18 protein-coding genes are annotated in these 19,569 nt (G+C 38.2%); 5 read left to right on the forward strand and 13 right to left on the reverse strand.

Features of this window, described 5'->3' with window-relative positions; all coding sequences use genetic code 11:
- Nucleotides 1–14 precede the first annotated feature (14 nt).
- Nucleotides 15–362 carry a hypothetical protein gene (locus tag GGR22_RS17135; RefSeq protein ID WP_121375812.1) on the reverse strand — a complete coding sequence of 116 codons (348 nt, stop codon included), beginning with the start codon at nucleotides 360–362 and terminating at the stop codon, nucleotides 15–17.
- 125 nt (nucleotides 363–487) lie between these two features.
- Complete coding sequence (locus GGR22_RS07925) at nucleotides 488–2,014, reverse strand: carbon-nitrogen hydrolase family protein (protein ID WP_121375813.1); 1,527 nt, start codon at nucleotides 2,012–2,014, stop codon at nucleotides 488–490.
- Nucleotides 2,015–2,204: 190 nt separating this feature from the next.
- Between GGR22_RS07925 and GGR22_RS07930 the strand changes: the two genes are divergently transcribed.
- A complete protein-coding gene (locus tag GGR22_RS07930) occupies nucleotides 2,205–2,540 on the forward strand; it encodes a single-stranded DNA-binding protein (RefSeq protein WP_121375814.1) in 336 nt (111 codons plus the stop codon).
- A gap of 115 nt (nucleotides 2,541–2,655) precedes the next feature.
- Here the strand turns inward: GGR22_RS07930 and GGR22_RS07935 are convergent, their stop codons facing one another.
- Genes GGR22_RS07935 through metG form a run of 5 tightly spaced genes read right to left on the reverse strand, consistent with a single transcriptional unit; the run spans nucleotide 2,656 to nucleotide 8,458 of the window.
- Nucleotides 2,656–3,558, reverse strand: a complete 903-nt coding sequence (locus GGR22_RS07935) for a histone deacetylase family protein (protein ID WP_182493207.1) — start codon at nucleotides 3,556–3,558, stop codon at nucleotides 2,656–2,658.
- Between the two features lie 11 nt (nucleotides 3,559–3,569).
- Complete coding sequence (locus GGR22_RS07940; RefSeq protein ID WP_121375816.1) at nucleotides 3,570–4,976, reverse strand: hypothetical protein; 1,407 nt, start codon at nucleotides 4,974–4,976, stop codon at nucleotides 3,570–3,572.
- A 51-nt stretch (nucleotides 4,977–5,027) separates the two neighbouring features.
- Entirely contained in the window at nucleotides 5,028–5,657 is a 630-nt protein-coding gene (locus GGR22_RS07945) for a CatA-like O-acetyltransferase (protein ID WP_182493208.1), read from the reverse strand.
- A complete protein-coding gene (locus GGR22_RS07950) occupies nucleotides 5,658–6,344 on the reverse strand; it encodes an HAD family hydrolase (RefSeq protein WP_121375818.1) in 687 nt (228 codons plus the stop codon).
- A 56-nt stretch (nucleotides 6,345–6,400) separates the two neighbouring features.
- Nucleotides 6,401–8,458 (reverse strand): methionine--tRNA ligase, encoded by a 2,058-nt coding sequence (metG, locus tag GGR22_RS07955; RefSeq protein ID WP_182493209.1) that lies wholly within the window; start codon nucleotides 8,456–8,458, stop codon nucleotides 6,401–6,403.
- Nucleotides 8,459–8,715: 257 nt separating this feature from the next.
- Between metG and GGR22_RS07960 the strand changes: the two genes are divergently transcribed.
- The 3 genes from GGR22_RS07960 (at nucleotide 8,716) to GGR22_RS07970 (ending at nucleotide 10,698) form a co-directional block, all read left to right on the forward strand.
- Nucleotides 8,716–9,606 carry a S66 peptidase family protein gene (locus GGR22_RS07960; protein WP_246336928.1) on the forward strand — a complete coding sequence of 297 codons (891 nt, stop codon included), beginning with the start codon at nucleotides 8,716–8,718 and terminating at the stop codon, nucleotides 9,604–9,606.
- Nucleotides 9,607–9,608: 2 nt separating this feature from the next.
- Nucleotides 9,609–9,968 (forward strand): YraN family protein, encoded by a 360-nt coding sequence (locus GGR22_RS07965; RefSeq protein ID WP_121375821.1) that lies wholly within the window; start codon nucleotides 9,609–9,611, stop codon nucleotides 9,966–9,968.
- 70 nt (nucleotides 9,969–10,038) lie between these two features.
- Nucleotides 10,039–10,698, forward strand: a complete 660-nt coding sequence (locus GGR22_RS07970) for an aspartate kinase (RefSeq protein ID WP_121375822.1) — start codon at nucleotides 10,039–10,041, stop codon at nucleotides 10,696–10,698.
- Nucleotides 10,699–10,735: 37 nt separating this feature from the next.
- Here the strand turns inward: GGR22_RS07970 and mfd are convergent, their stop codons facing one another.
- Both mfd and GGR22_RS07980 read right to left on the reverse strand, forming a co-directional pair.
- Nucleotides 10,736–14,047, reverse strand: coding sequence for a transcription-repair coupling factor (gene mfd / locus GGR22_RS07975; protein WP_379730590.1), 3,312 nt, complete (start codon nucleotides 14,045–14,047; stop codon nucleotides 10,736–10,738).
- Nucleotides 14,048–14,094: 47 nt separating this feature from the next.
- Complete coding sequence (locus tag GGR22_RS07980; protein WP_182493212.1) at nucleotides 14,095–14,751, reverse strand: hypothetical protein; 657 nt, start codon at nucleotides 14,749–14,751, stop codon at nucleotides 14,095–14,097.
- A 271-nt stretch (nucleotides 14,752–15,022) separates the two neighbouring features.
- Between GGR22_RS07980 and GGR22_RS07985 the strand changes: the two genes are divergently transcribed.
- Nucleotides 15,023–15,964: an L-threonine 3-dehydrogenase gene (locus tag GGR22_RS07985; RefSeq protein ID WP_121375825.1), complete on the forward strand. Its 942-nt coding sequence runs from the start codon at nucleotides 15,023–15,025 to the stop codon at nucleotides 15,962–15,964.
- A gap of 57 nt (nucleotides 15,965–16,021) precedes the next feature.
- Here the strand turns inward: GGR22_RS07985 and GGR22_RS07990 are convergent, their stop codons facing one another.
- The 4 genes from GGR22_RS07990 to GGR22_RS08005 all read right to left on the reverse strand — a co-directional run bounded on the left by GGR22_RS07990 (nucleotide 16,022) and on the right by GGR22_RS08005 (nucleotide 19,563).
- Nucleotides 16,022–16,525 (reverse strand): nuclear transport factor 2 family protein, encoded by a 504-nt coding sequence (locus GGR22_RS07990; protein WP_182493213.1) that lies wholly within the window; start codon nucleotides 16,523–16,525, stop codon nucleotides 16,022–16,024.
- Between the two features lie 40 nt (nucleotides 16,526–16,565).
- Nucleotides 16,566–17,912 carry an ammonium transporter gene (locus tag GGR22_RS07995; RefSeq protein WP_182493214.1) on the reverse strand — a complete coding sequence of 449 codons (1,347 nt, stop codon included), beginning with the start codon at nucleotides 17,910–17,912 and terminating at the stop codon, nucleotides 16,566–16,568.
- A 132-nt stretch (nucleotides 17,913–18,044) separates the two neighbouring features.
- Entirely contained in the window at nucleotides 18,045–18,485 is a 441-nt protein-coding gene (locus tag GGR22_RS08000) for a very short patch repair endonuclease (protein ID WP_182493215.1), read from the reverse strand.
- 136 nt (nucleotides 18,486–18,621) lie between these two features.
- Entirely contained in the window at nucleotides 18,622–19,563 is a 942-nt protein-coding gene (locus GGR22_RS08005) for a PorP/SprF family type IX secretion system membrane protein (RefSeq protein WP_182493216.1), read from the reverse strand.
- Nucleotides 19,564–19,569: the final 6 nt, after the last annotated feature.

Below are 19,569 nucleotides of genomic sequence, written 5' to 3' on the forward strand. Positions count from 1 at the left end.
GTATTTAGGTGGTGTTAATTTTTTTTGACGAGCACGTAAAAATCATTATCCAACAGCAAATAACCTTGATTATAAAGGAAGTAGTAGGTACTTCCAGCTTGTGTATGCAGGATGTTCGTAAAGAATTCAAAGTCAAAGCCTTTGCTTAAAAGTTTTGACTTGGTGACCTTCGTCTTACCCTCGACATTCATTTCGGATAAAATTCTATAATTTTTGCGTAACTTGTTGTTAATGTCCCGCATTAAATTATTCAAATCTTTATTAATTTTGTTATTATATGCATTTCTGCATCCGTCATTGCAAAACTTTTTGTCCTCGCGGCCTATTATGACCGCTCCGCACTCTAAACATGTTTTTGGCATAATCTTTCTTTTTTTGGTGTAAATATTTAACAAACTTCATGTGAACTTGGAGGGTGTTTTGGCTAAAATAAAAATAAAAACAAATCATTGTTCTTTTTTCTTACACAAACATCAGAAATTTTTTTCTATTTCAGCTTTTTAATTTTATATAAATCATCACGTCTATCTTTTAATATCCTGACACTTCCCTGTTCATGCAGTTTTTTCAACATATCAAGATCTACATCTGCAATGAGGGTCATTTCGGTATTCGGAGTCGCTTCAGCCTTGATTCCATTAGACGGAAAGGCAAAATCTGAAGGCGTGAAGACTGCTGCTTGGGCATATTGAATATCCATGTTATTCACTTTTGGAAGATTTCCAACACAACCCGCAATTGCAACATAACATTCGTTTTCAATGGCTCGGGCTTGAGCGCAGAGTTTTACGCGCGTATAGGCATTTTGCGTATCGGTAAGAAAAGGCACAAATAGGATTTCCATCCCTTCATCGGCCATTAGCCTTGACAATTCTGGAAATTCTACGTCGTAGCAGATCATGATTCCAATTTTGCCACAATCTGTATCAAAAGTCTTGATTTCAGAACCGCCTTTCATTCCCCAATATTGCACCTCGTTAGGCGTGATGTGGATTTTCGTGTACATTTCAGAAGTACCGTCTCTTTTGCACAGAAATCCTACATTGTATAAGTTTCCATCCTCTGTATACGGCATGCTTCCGGTAATGATGTTGATATTGTAAGCAATCGCAAATTCTTGGAATTTTTTGCGAATGGGCTCGCAGAAATGCGAAATCTCCCGAATAGCATCGGCTTCAGAAAGATGGTTGTAATCGGCCATTAATGGAGCGATAAACAATTCTGGGAAAAGCACAAAATCGCTGCTATAACCAGAAACGACATCGATAAAAAATTCTGACTGTTCGAAAAGCGCTTCCAGATTAGCAAGCGGACGCATCTGCCATTGTACTAACCCAAGACGTATGACGCTTTTTCTGGCATTGATCAGCTTTGGACTTTTTTCGTAATATATGTTGTTCCATTCCAGCAAGACAGCATATTCTTGTGAGCTGACATCGCCTTCAAGGTAATTTTTCATGATTTTCATGACATGGAAATCATTGCTCAGCTGAAAAGAGAGAACTGGATCGTAGAATTCTTTCAAGCGCACCTTGTCGATATATTCTTTAGGCGTCATTTCTTCCGAATACTTAGAATATTTTGGAATCCTTCCTGCAAAAATTATCGATTTGAGATTTAATGTTTCGCAGAGTTCTTTACGGGCATCGTATAATCTTCGTCCTAAGCGGAGTCCGCGATATTCCGGGTCAATAAAGACGTCAATTCCATATAAGACTTCACCCTCGGGATCATGTGTTGAGAAGGAAGAATTTCCGGTAATCTTTTGATAGGTATGATTTGAGCTGGCTTTTTTATAATTTACGAGAATAGAAAGTGCAGAGCCGACAACTTTGTCATCTACAAGAATGACCAGCTGTCCTTCTGGAAATAAAGAAAGCAATCGTTCTATTTCTTCTTCTTCCCAATAAGGTTCATCAAATTCATCATAAGCATGAAGCATTGAAGTTTTGAGCTGCTTATAATCTTCTATCTGTAAGTTTCGTAATTCTACTTTATTAATTTCCGCCTGCATAAAAAATTCATTTTCCGAAAGTTAAACATAATATTTTCCGTTTGCAAACGATTATAAACACTTATAATCGAAAGTAAACGGATTACTACCGAATAATTTCACTTAACTATCACATCTTTGCAATGTTGGTTAAAACGAGGCATTGTATTATGCGATTTGATATAAATATAATAACTTAAATTTAAACGCCATGAATGCATTAAGAAACAGAGTACAGCTGATTGGGAATACAGGCAAAGATCCTGAAATCAAGAATTTTGATGGAGGTAAAAAATTAGCAACCCTGACTATCGCGACAAACGAGTCTTTTACTAATGACAAAGGTGAGAAAGTTACCGATACTCAGTGGCATTCTCTTGTGGCTTGGGGAAAGACGGCCGAGATCATAGAAAAGTATGTCACAAAGGGTGACCAGATTGCGATTGAAGGCAAACTGACGCACAGAAGTTATGACGATAAGAACGGAGAAAAACGGTATGTCACTGAAATCGTGATTGCTGAAATTATGCTATTGGGAAATAAGTAGACTCGATTCCAAAGATTAGTAACAGTTGTTTGAATTTGATATAGGAAGATAAATTATGTTAAACGCCACTTCAGAAACTGTTATTATTTTGACCATCCCTATTTGGGATGGTCTTTTATGTAAAAAGACTTTTTGCTATGCGATACGTATTGGCATGAGCTTCGATAATCGTTTTTATTTCTGGAGAATAACCGCCGCCCATGCTGCATTGGACAGGAATTTCGAGTTTCTTACAAAATGACAAGATAATTTCATCCCTCTTTTTGCAACCTTGGATAGAACAGCCCAGTTTTCCTAGTTTATCAGAATCTAAGATGTCTACGCCGCTTAGATAAAATATAAAATCGGGCTTTTCTTGTGCAATCAATTTCGGTACAATTTCATTTACGATACGAAGATATTCTTCATCGCTTGTTTTGTCAGGCAACGCAATATCCAAATCGGAAGTTTCTTTCTTGAAAGGATAATTCGATTTCCCGTGTATTGAAAAAGTAAAAACATCGGGATTATTCTGGAAGATTTCAGCAGTTCCATTTCCTTGATGGACGTCCAAATCGATGATTAGGATTTTTGAAGCTAACTTTTTGTCTAAAAGATATTGAGCGCCAATGGCCTGGTCATTCAATAAACAAAAAGCTTCTCCTCGGTTGCTATAAGCATGATGCGTACCGCCGGCAATATTAAATGCTATTCCTGTCTGTAATGCTTTTCCACAGCCTGAAATTGTGCCTTGCGCTATTCGTAATTCGCGTTCGACTAATTCGGCTGAAAGCGGGAAACCTATTTTTCGTGCTGCTCTCGCATCCAATGTCAGAGTAAGCAATTCTTCAACATAATCTTTATCATGAACTGCCAAGATGTGCTCTAGGTCTGGAATATCAGGTGTAAAAAAATCATTTTCTGTGACAATCCCTTCATGAAGCAACTGCTGTGGAAGCAATTCGTATTTCAGCATCGGAAAACGATGACCCTCAGGTAACGGATGTTTATAAATTGGATGAAAAGCAATCGGAAGCATTAACTTGGAGATTAGTCATTAGAATCTTCAAATTTTCGCAATGCATATTCTTTCTTTTTCGAGTCGTAATAGCCCATAATGAAATAATCGTGATAAGGAAAAACGGATACCAGCGAGACATTATTTTCATGCTGAAACTGGGAAATATAATCTACCGCAAGTCCTTGTTGTTGGATATTTTTGTGCTGGAATTTTTCATCGAACAATCCTTCAAAATAGATAGATTGCAGGTTTTGAGTGTCAAGTAGTCCGTCAATAGGATAATAACTTCCCGCTGTAATCATAGCAAAGCTGGCTGAAATTCCTAAAAGAAGCCCTCCTGTTGAACTTACATCCCTGATACCTCCAGCCGTAACCATAATTGCATTAGGTGTTTTATAGACAGAAATTCCGACTTCGCAATTTCTTAATTTCTGGATAAACTTTTTGGTGTTTTTTAATTCCTGGCCTCTTTCATTACCTGTCTGCGAATAAAGCGGTGAATTTTTAAATGAGATAGTATCTTTTTGACCAACAGCATAACTTTTTAACGTCTCTCCAGAAGCAATGTCAACAGCGGCAATCATCAATTCTTCATCATTTGCTTTGATTTGGTAGAGTTTGTCTTGGTGAAAATAGGAATTTGACTTGCCAATACTTGTCGCCAATGTTAGAGACGGAATTGTTTTCTCTGTTATACTAAAAGTATTCAAGTCAATATCAAATAACTGCGTTCTGCTCAAAGAATCAAAAGTCAGAATCATGCGATTTTTCAAAATATAAAACTTTACTTTTGAGATACTTTGAAATAAAGGATTGAGAGATCTCGTGTCTATTTTTTCAATAGAATTCTCAGCCATCAATTTATTAAACGTAGAAGATTTCCCATTCTCGTCTATAAATTTATAAGAAGAAAAGTCAATTATTTTTTCTTCTAGTTTTCCCTTATTGAAACAATAAAATTTCAGCTTGTCTTCTTTTTTGAATTGGGTAAGAATATAGAAGGAATTGTTTTCGCTGAAGACAGAAATAATTGCTTCATCCTTATAAGGAATTCGGAATTCGGTAGTGGTTGCCGTTTTATTTTCAAAATCAAAGTAAATCGATTGGATTTTGAAATAATCGCCAGAAGCCCAATATAGATAAGGGTTTCCATTATCTTCAAAACTGAAGCCAGCCATAAATTCATAACTCTTATCCGGACGGGCAGCAGAAATGCTATCTTTAAAAAACAAGGCGTTATTATATTTCAGCGCTCTCAAGCTTTCTTTGTCGGCGGCAAATGCAAAAACTTGGTTTTGGTTATTTACGGCGTTTAGAATCTGGTGGCTGCTGGCCGTTTTTTTTAATTCTAAAGGTTGCGAAGCAAGCAGTGTCTGCCCAAAAGAAGAAGTCGCAAAACCGTAAAAAGCAAGAAGCGTAAAAAGTAATTTTTTCATAGCCTGTTTATTTTTTATTTCTTCCTGCTCAAAAACAATACCAGTAGTTTTTTAGGAATCCATAAATTCTTGAAACTTATTTATAAACTCTCCGACATGGAAGCCATCCATAAGACCGTGATGCACATGGACAGAAACGGACATGGTTCTTTTTCCATTTTCATGAATGACCATCTTTCCTATAGAAATTTTCGGACAGCTGTCGGGAAAAGTGAAACTTCTCGCATGGGACAAAGAGGTAAAATCCACCCAAGGAATTGCTGAAAAGTGAATCAGATTATCAACTTCGAAGCTTCTCGTGAAAAGGCCAGGCGTATTTCTGACTCTTTCGATTTCTTCTAAAGCTTTTGCCTCAAAAGTTTCAAAATCAGGAAAAAATTCGACCAACGAAAACCCAAAAGTATTGTCTTCTCGAGTTAATGTAGGCGAGGCATTGACTTTGTCATAGCGATACACTTCTCCTTCAGAAATCCTGTAATGAAAATTTTCAACAGCATTTACGGCAGCTAATGTCTTGTGCAGGTAATACAAAAAAAACGAAACACCTTTTTTCTTAGAAGTTTCGTAAGCTTTTGTACAATCTATTGTGGCGGTTAATCCAAAAAATGGTTCTTCGAATTTACTGAAAAATTCAAAGTGCTCTTTTCTCGGCCAGTTATTTAAATCCAGTTTAGTTTTCACTTATGCTAAAATTGGCAAAACATCAGTAATCTTTTCTAATGCTTTAAAGTTTTTGTGTTCTACTTTATGGTCTATTTTTTCGTGAGCCCAAGTCGTATGAAAAGGAATATGTACAGCATGGCCACCGATTCCTAAGACTGGCAAGACATCTGATTTTAAAGAATTTCCGATCATGAAAAATTCTTCTGGTTTGATTTCCAGTCGGCTTAACAGATCATGATAATCTTTTTCCTGTTTGTCTGACATAACTTCGATATGGTGGAAAAAATGTCCTAATCCTGAATTATGCAGTTTACGACGTTGGTCTAGCAAGTCACCTTTTGTAGCAACGACTAATTTATATTTTCCGTGCAAGGCTTCCAAAGTTTCTTCTACACCATCTAATAATTCGATTGGTCTTTGGAGCAATTCTTTCCCGTATTGGATTATTTTTTCGATGACATCAACGCTGATAGTCTTGTTCGAAATCTTCATCGCGGCTTCGATCATCGAAAGGATATATCCCTTGATGCCATAACCGTATAAGGAAAGATTTTGTATTTCTACCCGGAACAACTCTTGCGACAGTCCTTGATGTGACAAATAATCCTGCATCAAGGCACAGAATTTTTCTTCTGTTTCTTGAAAATACGGCTCGTTTACGAATAAAGTGTCGTCTGCGTCGAAAGCAATTACTTTTATATTCATTTTATATCGTATAACCCTGTCAGCGTTTAAACGCTGATAGGGTTGGTTGAATTATATTAATTTATAGTTTCTCCGTTTCCGGCTTCTGCATCAGGGTTGATGAAAACTAATTTTCCTTCTGCGTTTGTAGTCATCAGAATCATTCCTTGGCTTTCTACGCCTCGAAGATTTCTTGGCGCTAAGTTGGCCAAAACAGTAACTTTTTTTCCGATAATTTCTTCAGGAGAAAAGCTTTCTGCAATTCCAGAAACGATGGTTCTTACGTCAATTCCCGTATCGATTTTTAATACTAAAAGCTTGTTTGCTTTTGGCATTTTTTCAGCTTCCAAAATAGTTCCGACACGCAAATCCATTTTTGCAAAATCTTCATACTGGATTAAGTCTTTTTGCGGTTCTGCTTTTTTATTTTCGGCTTTATTGGCTGTTTTTGTAGCTTCCAACTTATCGATTTGTTTTTGAATTTCTTCGTCTTCTATTTTAGCGAAAAGTAATTCAGCCTCTCCAATTTTACGTCTGGCTGGAATCAGGTCTGAATCTTCGGAAATTGTATCCCAAGAAAAATTGTTTTCGGTTTTCAGAATACGTGCTAATTTTTGTGCTGTAAAAGGCAAAAATGGTTCCGCTAAAACGCTCAAAGCTCCAGCAATCTGTAATGCCACATACATCTGCGTATGAACTCTTTCCGGATTGTCTTTAATAACCTTCCAAGGTTCTTCGTCTGCCAAATATTTATTTCCTAAACGGGCTACATTCATCAATTCTCCTAAGGCTTCCCTAAATCTATAACGCTCTACCGAGCTTGCGATTACGGCAGGATATGCTTTTAATTCAGCTAAGGTCGCTTCGTCGATTTCAGAAAAATCATTCGGCTGCGGCACAATTCCGTCATAATATTTGTTGGTCAGGACAACCACACGGTTAATGAAATTCCCAAAAATTGCTACTAATTCATTATTGTTTCTGGCTTGGAAATCTTTCCATGTAAAATCATTATCTTTTGTCTCAGGCGCATTTGATGTCAAGGCATAACGCAATACATCTTGCTTGTCTGGAAAATCTTCTAGGTATTCGTGCAACCATACCGCCCAGTTTTTAGAAGTAGAAAGTTTGTTACCTTCCAAATTCAAGAACTCGTTTGCAGGAACATTGTCCGGAAGAATATAACTTCCTTCGGCCTTCAGCATTGCTGGAAAAATCACACAGTGGAAAACGATATTGTCTTTTCCGATAAAATGTACCAGTTTGGTGTCGTCTGATTTCCAATACGGTTCCCAGTCTTTTCCTTCGCGTTGCGCCCATTCTTTTGTAGAAGAAATGTAGCCAATAGGTGCGTCAAACCATACATACAACACTTTTCCTTCTGCACCTTCCACAGGAACAGGGATTCCCCAATCTAAATCTCTTGTTACGGCGCGAGGCTTTAGGCCGTCGTCTAGCCAAGATTTTACTTGTCCGAATACGTTAGGTTTCCAGTCGTTTTTATGTCCGACTAAAATCCACTCTCTCAAAAAAGCATCGTATCTGTCCAAAGGTAAAAACCAATGTTTTGTTGATTTCAAAATAGGAGTTTCTCCTGTAATAGTTGATTTTGGATTGATCAAATCAGTTGCATTTAACGACGAACCGCATCTTTCGCATTGGTCGCCATATGCTTCGTCATTGCCACATTTTGGACAAGTTCCAATCACAAAACGGTCTGCTAAAAACTGATTGGCTTTCGCATCATATAATTGCTCTGTTACTTCTTCGATAAAATCGCCTTTTTCATATAAAGTCCTGAAGAATTCAGAAGCAGTATCGTGATGAATTTTTGCAGAGGTCCTTGAATAATTGTCAAAAGAAATTCCGAAATCCTCAAATGATTTTTTGATTATAGCATGGTATTTATCGATAACTTCCTGCGGGGTGATTCCTTCTTTTTTTGCTTTCATAGAAATGGCCACGCCATGTTCGTCGCTTCCGCAAATAAAAGCCACATCGCGATTCTGCAAACGCAAAAAACGCGCATAAATATCGGAAGGAACATACACTCCTGCCAAATGCCCGATGTGTATCGGTCCGTTAGTATATGGCAAAGCCGCTGTAATCGTATATCTTTTTGGATCTTGTATCATGGATTTTCTATAATAAGTATGCAAAAATAATCTATTAGCGCTGAAATACCTAAAACCGTCCTATTAATTCTAAGGATTAAGAAAACATGATTTCTTAAAGCCTCGAAGCAATGCCCAACTTGCATAGTAAGCCGTTTATTCGTTTATTTGTTTAACAGAAAATAGACATTATGCAAAGGCCAAACCGATTAAAATTATTCTTCATAATAGTATCATTATTGAATTTCGTAACCTTTCATGCGCAAAACAAAGTCATCATGCCAGAATATTTAAAAAAAGGAGATACTGTAGGCATTTTAGCCACAGCCAGAAAAATTGATTTAGCCACATTGGAACCAGGTATTAAATTGCTGGAAAGCTGGGGGTTAAAAGTTGTCATAGGAAAAACTATCGGCAAAGAACAAAACCAATTGGCAGGTGCTGATTGGCAGCGTGCTACCGACTTTCAGGAAATGTTGGACAATCCGAATATCAAGGCGATCTGGGCTGCAAAAGGCGGTTATGGAACCGTGAGAATTGTCGACAGGATTGATTTTACTAATTTCAAGAAGAAACCGAAATGGATTGTAGGTTTTAGCGATGTCACGGTCTTGCACAGTCATATCAATAATATGGATATCGGTACGCTTCATGCTATCATGGCCATCAGCGCAAAAACAGCTACGCCAGAAGCCGTCGAGTCTTTCAGAAAAGCATTATTTGGCGAAAAATTAGAATATCATATTCCGGCTCATCCGTTTAACAAAAACGGAAAGGCGCAAGGCGAACTGGTTGGAGGAAATCTTTCGGTGTTGTATAGCATCCAAGGTTCCAAATCAGCAGTAGATATGAAAGGCAAGATTCTTTTTCTAGAAGATTTAGACGAATATCTCTATCACATCGACAGGATGATGATTAACCTCAAAAGAAACGGTTCATTGGACGGTGTTAAGGGAATTATTATTGGCGGAATGACTTCCATGAATGACAATGATATTCCTTGGGGCAAAGATGCTTTGGAAATCATCCAAGATGTCGTAAAAGACCTTAAAATACCAGTTGCTTATAATTTTCCAGCCGGGCATATCAAAGACAATCGTGCATTGATTTTAGGAAAAAATGTGACGTTTGAAGTCAACGACAAAGAAACAATCTTGAAGTTTGAATAACCATGGCCGTCCACAATGAACTTGGAAAATTAGGAGAAGAACTAGCTGTAGACTATCTTCAGAAGGAAGGGTATGAAATTCTGGAAACCAATTGGATTTTTCAAAAAGCAGAAGTCGATATTATTGCTAGGAAAGCGGAAACCCTTGCTATCATTGAAGTTAAGACGAGATCAAGCATTGAGTTCGGACTGCCGCAAGAATTTGTAAAGCCTAAAAAAATACAACTTTTAGTAAAAGCTGTAAATGAATATGTAATTGTTAAAAATTTAGATGTCGATGTACGCTTCGATATCATATCAATTCATAAAAACGGTAAAAATTTCACAATTAACCATCTGATTGATGCTTTTTTACATTTTTAAGTGGTTATGCTTTTAACAAATTGTTTTTAAATTGTATGTTTGTAAAACTATTACCACCAACATAACCATTATGAAAACAATTTCTTCTGTTGTAGAGCACTACATCAAAACAAAGCCTTTCCTCTTGAGTGCTTTGTCGCAAGGAATCATCAATCTGACCTCGCTGTCCAGAAATATGCTTCCTGATTTAAAACAAGAGTTAGGAAAAGAGGTAAAACAAGGAGCTGTCGTTATGGCCTTAAAACGCCTTTCTGAAGACCTTGATTTTAGATTGAATCACAAAATTTTAAAAGTACTGAAAAGTATTGGAGAGATTACAGTGCGTTCATCGCTTACCGATTTTACATTCGCAGTATCAGATAAGATTTTAGACAAGCAGGCCAGCTTGATTTCTGAAATCAATACTTATTCTGATATTTTTTATACTTCCTCGAGAGGTGTCAGCGAAACCAATATTGTAGTCAGCGAAAGCGTAAGCCATTTAGTTGACAAGCATTTTGTGGGCGAGAAATTGCTCCACAAATGGGAAAATTTGGCTTCTATTACGGTAAAACTTCCAAAAGACAACGTTTCGACTCCTGGAGTATATTACTTTATTTTCCAGCGTTTGGCTTGGGAAGGAATTATCGTAAACGAAGTAATTTCAACTTCCTATGAATTCACGATTCTTGTCAGCGAAGAAGAAGTAGATGTCGCTTTCAAAGTAATCAAAGACTTGAAAAGTCTATAAATAAAAAAGCCGTTTAATTTAAACGGCTTTTTTATTCTTACATCATTTCGATAAGCTCCAAGGCTTTTTTGACCGACTTTACATTCTCGAAAGTCAAGAGAAGTCGTAAGCCATTTTTTGTTTCCTTTTCTTTCATCTTGCACAAGTTGCCATTCTTTTGCACAAACTGCAATACTTTGTGGAATTGGTTAGATGTGTAATATTCCGACTGCTGATCCGAAACAAAATAAGCGACCATCTTGCCTTGCTTTAAGACTAATTTTTCAATTCCTAAACGGGTAGCAATCCATTTGATACGGATGCTGTTTAGCAAAGCGATAGCTTGTTTTGGTAATGCGCCAAATCGGTCAATCAGTTTCTTTTCATAAGCGATGAGTTCTTCTTCGTTCTTCACATTGCTCAATTCATTATAGAGATTTAGCCTTTCGGAAACATTATTGATATATTCGTCTGGGAACAATAATTCGAAATCAGAATCAATCTGTATTTCTTTTACATATTCTTTCTCGCCGCCTTTGTCTTCATCTTCGTATAAATCTTTGAACTCGTTTTCTTTCAGCTCTTCGATGGCTTCGTTCATGATTTTTTGGTAGGTTTCAAAACCAATCTCGTTAATAAAGCCGCTTTGCTCTCCACCTAATAAATCTCCAGCACCCCTGATCTCCAAATCTTTCATGGCGATATTGAAACCGCTTCCCAGTTCACTGAATTGTTCCAAAGCTTGGATTCTTTTTCGGGCATCATCTGTCATGGCAGAATACGGAGGCGTGATAAAATAACAGAATGCTTTTTTATTGCTTCGTCCTACGCGACCACGCATCTGGTGAAGATCCGACAGTCCGAAATTGTTGGCATTGTTGATAAATATCGTATTGGCATTTGGCACATCAAGTCCGCTTTCAATAATAGTAGTCGCTACCAATACGTCAAATTCGCCGCTCATAAAGGCCAGCATCAGTTCTTCTAGCTTTTTGCCGTCCATTTGACCGTGGCCGATTCCGACTCTTGCTCCTGGAACAAGACGCTGGATCATTCCGGCAATTTCTTTTATGTTTTCAATTCGGTTGTTGATAAAGAAAACCTGTCCGTTTCGTTGTATTTCATAAGAAATCGCATCACGAATCAATTCTTCATTGAAACCTACTACCTGCGTTTCAATCGGATAACGATTTGGCGGAGGCGTCGTAATAACCGACAAATCTCGTGCAGCCATCAACGAAAACTGTAACGTTCTCGGTATTGGCGTTGCGGTCAATGTCAAGGTATCAATATTGTGGGCAATCGTTTTTAGCTTATCTTTTACGTTAACGCCGAATTTTTGCTCTTCATCAACAATCAGCAATCCAAGATCTTTGAAAACCACATTTTTATTGACTAATTGGTGTGTTCCGATGATAATGTCCAATTTTCCTTCGGCCAACTGTTTTAGGGTTTCTGTTTTCTGTTTTGCAGTTCGGAAACGATTCAGATAGCCCACAGAAACAGGCATATCTTTTAGCCTTTCCGAAAAAGTCTTGTGATGTTGGAAGGCCAAAATAGTTGTCGGGACCAAAACAGCAACTTGCTTTCCGTTGTCTACCGCCTTGAATGCCGCACGAATAGCGACTTCTGTTTTTCCGAAGCCTACATCGCCGCAGACCAAACGGTCCATTGGGCGTTCGTTCTCCATGTCGGCTTTTACCTCTTGGGTTGCCTTGAACTGATCTGGCGTGTCTTCATATATAAAAGAAGATTCCAATTCGGCCTGAAGATAACTGTCCGGATCGTATTTGAATCCTTTTTCCAATCTTCGCTTGGCATACAATTGAATTAGGTTGAAAGCGATGTGCTTGACTCTTGCTTTGGTCTTCTGCTTAAGGACTTTCCATGCGTTCGAGCCGAGTTTGTATATTTTTGGCGGAGTGCCGTCTTTTCCGTTGAATTTGGAAATCTTGTGCAAAGAGTGAATGCTTACATACACAATGTCGTTATCCGCATACACCAGCTTGATGGCTTCCTGCGTTTTTCCTTCGACTTGAATTTTCTGCAAGCCGCCAAATTTTCCGATTCCGTGGTCGATATGCGTCACATAATCGCCTACAGAAAGCGTATTCAGCTCTTTTAGCGTGATGGTCTGTTTTTTAGAATAACCGTTTTTGATGCTGAATTTGTGGTAGCGTTCAAAAATTTGGTGATCCGTATAACAGGCAATCTGGTTTTCTTCGTCGATAAAACCTTGATATAAAGGGAAGACGATTGTATGGTATTGCTTTCTGATATTTTCGCTATTGGCCTCGTCTAGCGATTCAAAAATATCGTGAAAGCGTTTGGCTTGCTGTTCGTTAGAACAGAAAATAAAATTTTTATATCCGTTGAAATGATTGTCGTTAAGGTTGTTCAGCAACAAATCAAATTGTTTATTGAAAGAAGGCTGCGGCAGAATATGAAACTCGAAAGTCTTCTGTGTCTTAAAAATAGGCTTGGAACTGACTTCTGCAATCGTAAAATCCAATGCTTTTTTGATGAATGCCTCTTGATTCAGGAATAATTCTTCGGGAGCGATGTGATTGACGGTCGACTGCATAGAACCGAAAATCTCTTTTGCTTTTCCAAAAAGCTGATCCAATTTTGAAAAAAGCAATTCCGTATTTTGGATAAAAAGAACTGTCCTTTCGTTGATATAATTTAAAAAGCTTTCACGGTTTTCTTGAAAGAATTTATTTTCTACGTTTGGAATAATCGTGATCTTTTTCTGCTTTTCGATCGAAAGCTGCGTTTCTACATCAAAAGTTCGAATGCTGTCGACTTCGTTTCCAAAGAATTCAATACGGAAAGGATTTTCGTTCGAAAACGAAAAGACGTCGAGAATACCGCCTCGTACCGAAAATTCTCCCGGCTCCGTTATAAAATCAACACGCTTGAATTCGTATTCAAATAATACTTCGTTGATAAAATCTATTGAGATTTGGTCGCCTACAGCAACTTTTAAAGTGTTTTTATCGAGTTCTTTTCGAGTGACAACTTTTTCAAAAAGCGCCTCGGGATACGTTACGATGACGGCCGGTTTTTTTCGCGAATTGATTCTGTTTAAAACTTCGGCACGAAGAAGAACACTGGCATTGTCGGTTTCTTCAATTTGATACGGACGTCGGTACGAGCCTGGATAAAAGAGCACGTCTTCTTCGCCTACCAATTGTTCCAAATCATTTAAGTAATAAGCGGCTTCTTCCTTGTCTTGAAGAATAACAAGGTAAGGCTGGTCGCTTTTTTCAAACAATGAGGCCACGACAAAAGACAGCGAAGAACCGATAAGGCCCTTTAACTGTATTTTAGTATCTCGAACAGCAAGACTTTCAGAAATCTGCTTGATTTTTGGAGTGCTAGCGTATGTTTTTAGAATGTGCGGTTTCAAATGTGCTATTGACTTTTTTGTTTTGGATTATGGTGCGGGATAATTCCTCCTTGTTGTGTGGTGTTGCTTGGCTTTGGCTGTTCGGAAGGCGGCTGGGGTGTTTTTAATGAATCTTTTCCTAGCGATTGAAGCATTTCTGCTTCTCCTTCTTCAAGACGGATCTGGCTTTTCTTTACGATTTCATCCATCTGTGATGTAAGCGAGGCAAGTTCTTCATTGATTTCAGGAATGAGCTTTATTACTTTTTGTTCTTGAATATGGCTCAGGTTTATGTATAAATCTAACGATCTTACTTTTGTAGCCAGTGTCATGATACGGCTTCTTACTTCAGGTTTGTCAAAGACAGCAGGAATGTGGTTGTTGAGGTCTATGACTCTTTTCGACAACGTTTTTGCCTTTTGTTGGAATGCTCCGATAGAGCTTTTTGGCTTTTGGTTCAGCTCGGTCATGAAAAGACGCCATTCGTCCCAATTTTGGATGATGCTTGCAACAGAAGGATTCATCGACGGAGTATTGAAATTCCACGATTTGTCTATAGAGGCAAAAATCTGCTCATTTTTTTTGGAGTCTTTTGCATTGGCTTCAAGTCTAGCGGCCTCGTCATCTTTGCAGGAAACAAGAAAGCAAAAAACCACCAACATGATATAGGAATAAATCTTCATCGAAATATTTTTGAAATGCAAAGTTAGCAAACAATTGCATAAGAAAACGAAGGCAATAAGGCTGATATTCATAAAAGTTCATTAAAATTTACCCTTATTGGCAACTGAATAATTGTTAGTGAATGAGGCGATTATAAAGAATAAATTATGAAATCTGAATTTATCTAACGGAAAAATCACAAATCTTTCAGATTCTCTTCCTAAATCCAACGAGCCAAAGTAAATTTTGTTTTTCGAAATCGTTATCTTTGTCCAACAAAAATCTGGAAGAATGCATGCAAAAATCTTAATTATAGGGGCTTGTGGCCAAATAGGAACTGAATTGACAAAAAAACTTCGAAGCCAATATGGCAAGGACGCAGTAATCGCTTCGGACGTTCGAAAAGGAAGTCCTGAATTTGTAAACTCTGGTCCGTTTGAAGTTGTAAATGCTTTAGATTTCAACCAAATTGAGACTATAATTGAGAAATATGAAATTGAAGATGTGTATTTGATGGCAGCATTGCTTTCTGCTACAGCTGAAAAAAATCCTGCTTTTGCGTGGGACTTGAATATGAATTCGCTTTTCCACGTATTGAATCTGGCTAAAGCCGGAAAGATCAAAAAAATATTCTGGCCATCGAGTATTGCCGTTTTCGGACCGACGACGCCAAAAGAAGATACTCCTCAATATACGATTATGGAGCCTTCAACGGTATATGGCATCAGCAAGCAGTCAGGCGAAAGATGGTGCGAATACTATCACAATATTTTTGGCGTGGACATCCGAAGCATCCGTTATCCAGGCTTGATCAGCTGGTCGACTCCTCCAGGCGGCGGTACTACCGATTATGCTGTGGATATCTATCACAAAGCTTTGAGCGACGGAAAATACGAATGCTTTTTGTCTGAAGAAACCAAACTTCCGATGATGTATATGGACGATGCAATCCGTGCCACGATAAGCATTATGGAAGCTCCGAAAGAAAGTATCAAGATCCGTTCTTCGTATAATTTAGCAGGAATCAGCTTTACTCCAGAAGAGATTGCTGCCGAGATCAAAAAACATATTCCAGAATTTTCGATTTCGTATGCGCCTGATTTCAGGCAGAAGATTGCCGACAGCTGGCCATCAAGCATCGATGATTCGTATGCCAGAAAAGATTGGGGCTGGAAGCATGAATTTGACTTAGAAAGTATGACTAAAGATATGCTGGAACATTTATCAGAATAAAAAGAAACCCGAGAGCTATTTGTTCTCGGGTTTCTTTTTTAAGTTTAATTAAAAGACTTATTGCTTTTTTAATTTATCGATAAGCGGATTTTCTATCGGTTCTTTAATTTTGATTACTTCATTTGAAATGTCATTTGGAATGGTCATCGAGAGCACATAATGTCTGATTTTCCATTCGCCATTGACTTTTACCACAACTCCAGAGCCACGACAGATTTTCATCTCGGTGTCCAAAAGTTCGTCAAACCAAGCCAGTTTTTTATCGTCGCTGAAATAAATGTTTCTTTCTAAAGCTTTGAAATTCCATGCCTGACCTTTGTCAAAATAAGGTTTGGAGAACGCTTCGAATTCTTTTTTGTTCCAGTTTTCTGTAGCATCTGTCCCGATAAAAATCGAATTTTCAGTCAGTTGGTCAAAATAGTTTTTGTAGTCTGCATTGGCTGCTGCGGCATGCCAGTTGTCTAGCATTTTTGTGATTTTTTCTTTTTCAGCATCATCTTTCTTTTGGCCGTAGGTCGCTACAGTTAGCGTGAGGATAATAATAAGCGTAATTTTTTTCATCTGTGATTTTTTCTTTAAAGATAACAAAATTAGTAATAGGTCACGAGTGTCCTAGCTGTTCATCATGTTGGGAAAGATCCAATCCTATAATTTCCGATTCTTCGGATACGCGAAGCGGGATAAACAAATTTGTGAATCGAAACAGGAAATAAGACCCAAAAAAGGTAAAGCCAGAAACCAATACCAATGCCATGAGGTGGTGGGCAAAGACATTCCATCCGCCGTGAAGCAGGCTTGCATTTTCTCCCTGTGCAAATATAGCCGTGAGCACCATTCCGGTTATGCCGCCAACTCCATGACAGGCGAAAACATCGAGGGTGTCGTCAATCTGTTTTAGCTTTTTCCAATAAAGCATTTTGTTGGATATAATTGCGGCCAAGAATCCGAAGAAGATACTTTTCGGAATGGAGATGTACCCAGCCGCTGGCGTAATAGCGACCAGTCCGACTACTGCTCCGATGCAGGCTCCCATGGCTGAGACTTTTCTTCCGTTGATTCTGTCGAAAAACACCCAAGTAAGCATGGCTGAGGCTGAGGCAATTGTTGTTGTTGCAAAGGCCATGGCCGCGGTTGCATTTGCGGCAAGAGCCGATCCTGCGTTGAAGCCAAACCATCCGAACCATAGCATTCCTGTTCCTAAAAGGACAAACGGAATATTGGCGGGAATGTGTTCGCTATTCTTGCGTTTCCCTAAAACAAGTACTCCTGCTATGGCAGCAAAACCAGCGCTCATATGAACTACAGTGCCTCCTGCGAAATCCTTAACTCCGAAATAACTTCCTAGCAGGCCGTTCGGATGCCAGACCATGTGGCAGAGCGGCGTGTAGATAAACAAAGTAAACAAACAAATAAACATGAGAAAGGAGATAAAACGGATTCGTTCCGCAAGAGATCCTGTAATTATAGCGGGCGTGATTACTGCAAATTTCATTTGGAAAAGGGCAAACAGTATAAAGGGAATAGTGGACGCCATTTTGAGATGGGGATGTTCTCCGACATTGTCGAAAAAAGAAAAAGTAGCAGGATTTCCTATAATCCCATAGTGTTTTCCATCAATTACAAAGCCAAGAGAATCTCCGAAAGAAAGGCTAAATCCAACGACTACCCATAATAGGCTAATGACTCCTAGGCAGATAAAGCTTTTTAGCATTGTTGAGATTACGTTTTTCTTGCCTACCATTCCTCCATAGAAAAAGGAAAGCCCTGGAGTCATCAGAAGGACAAGACAGGAAGCTGTCAGAAGCCATGCTACATCAGCAGGGATTATAGCGTTTGTACTTCCGAAATCGGAAGCAGGAAAGTCAGTTTTGGGTTCATAGACTAATCCGATGAGGGCAACAACGGTGATAATGATAAAAGAAGCAATCCAACGTTTTTCTATTTTCATTTCTATTATTTTATAGTTATACCCTATTTTTATATAGGTAAAAGTATAAAATTATATTAAAATATAAAATTATACCCTATAAAAACATAGGTATAATTTACGAAAACGTTATAATTTTAAGTTTGAAATAATTTAAAAATCGCGATAATGAATTTTTTTGTGGACGCTTTCTATTTCTTTTTCTATGGTCCGGACAGTTGTGTAAAGTTTTCTTTTTACGTCCTTGCTCCAAAACCGAAGCACAAGCCAGCCTTTAGAAGTTAGGTATTCATTAACAATTTTATCACGGGCTCTATTTTTTTCAATTTTTGCCAGCCAATATTCTTTGTTGGTGTCGAGCCGATGTTTTACGGTTTCCCAGTCTTTGCCATGAAAGAATTCTCCATCGACAAATATTGCGATTTTATACTTTTTGAAAGAAAGGTCAGGAGTTCCAAAAATAGTTTTGTCGTGTTTCCTATATCGGTGACCGCGGTGCCAAAGTGCTTTCGCCAAAAGTCTTTCTTCTTTGGTGTCTTTGCCTTTTATGGCCCGCATTATCTTGCTTCGTTTTTCTTTTGAGAAAACATCCATTTCTAAAAACTATTAGTGGCGTTAGTTTTTGAAGGCGGATACTAAATTTAAGAACTGGCGATTACTGTGATTAGCTAAGATAATCAAAAAAGAAACGCGGGTCAATTGCCCGCGTTCTGTAAAAGTTGTAAGATTTTTAGAAAGTACAAGCACAATTGCTGACACCTTGGAAAATATCAAGACCCAAAGTAATCATGTGGGTACCGCTGTTATAGGCCAACAGCTCGTTTGTGGTAAGCTGATAGGAATAGGCGAAATAAAAATTAGATTTTTTCAATCCTGCCATAGGTCCTATGTTGACAGGCTCTAACATCTGATCGTTTAGGAAACGGTAGCTTATCCCAGCCCAATAGTAGTCTTCGCTGTCTTTCCAGCGCAGTTTTACGTTCAAGTCTGTGGAAGAACGTCCGTCACTTTCAAAATATTGGACATAGGCAGAAGGTTCTACTTCGAAGTCGCTGTTTCTGTTTTCTCTAAAAATGTAACCGGTATAAAATTGATAATTTCGAAGTTTTCCAGGCTCATTGATGTTGAATTTATCCAGATTTTTATCCAAGATATTGCTGGCATTAAAACTGAAGTAAAAATCTTGGAATCGATATAATACGGCCACATCAAAGTTATGGTTGACAACGGAACGATCATCACGGACAGCCATATCTGGGACATTAAAATTTTCGATTTCAAGTCGGAATTGGTTCAAGTTGTACGAAATACCGAAGGATAAGAACTGGTCGTAATATTTGTCCAAGATAAGGTGATGGGCAAAAGAAAATTTGCCTCCATATTGCCTTGTGTTTCCGTTTTTATCATTATAAAGAAATACTCCGATTCCTGAATTGTCCGAGATTCTCATGTCGCCAGCCAAAGACTGCATGTCTGGCGCATCTTTGATTCCGACCCATTGTGTCAGTCCGTTCATCCTAATCTTCACATTATCTCCGATTCCGGCATAGGCAGGAGAGATCACAAATGGATTATCTGCCAAATATTGAGTGAAGGTAGGTATCGACAATTCTTGAGAATGCAGGCTGTGCATAGACAGGAAAATCAGCAGAAGATGGTATATTTTTTTCATTTTGTG

The organism is Flavobacterium gossypii (assembly GCF_014138495.1).
GTDB lineage: Bacteria > Bacteroidota > Bacteroidia > Flavobacteriales > Flavobacteriaceae > Flavobacterium > Flavobacterium endophyticum.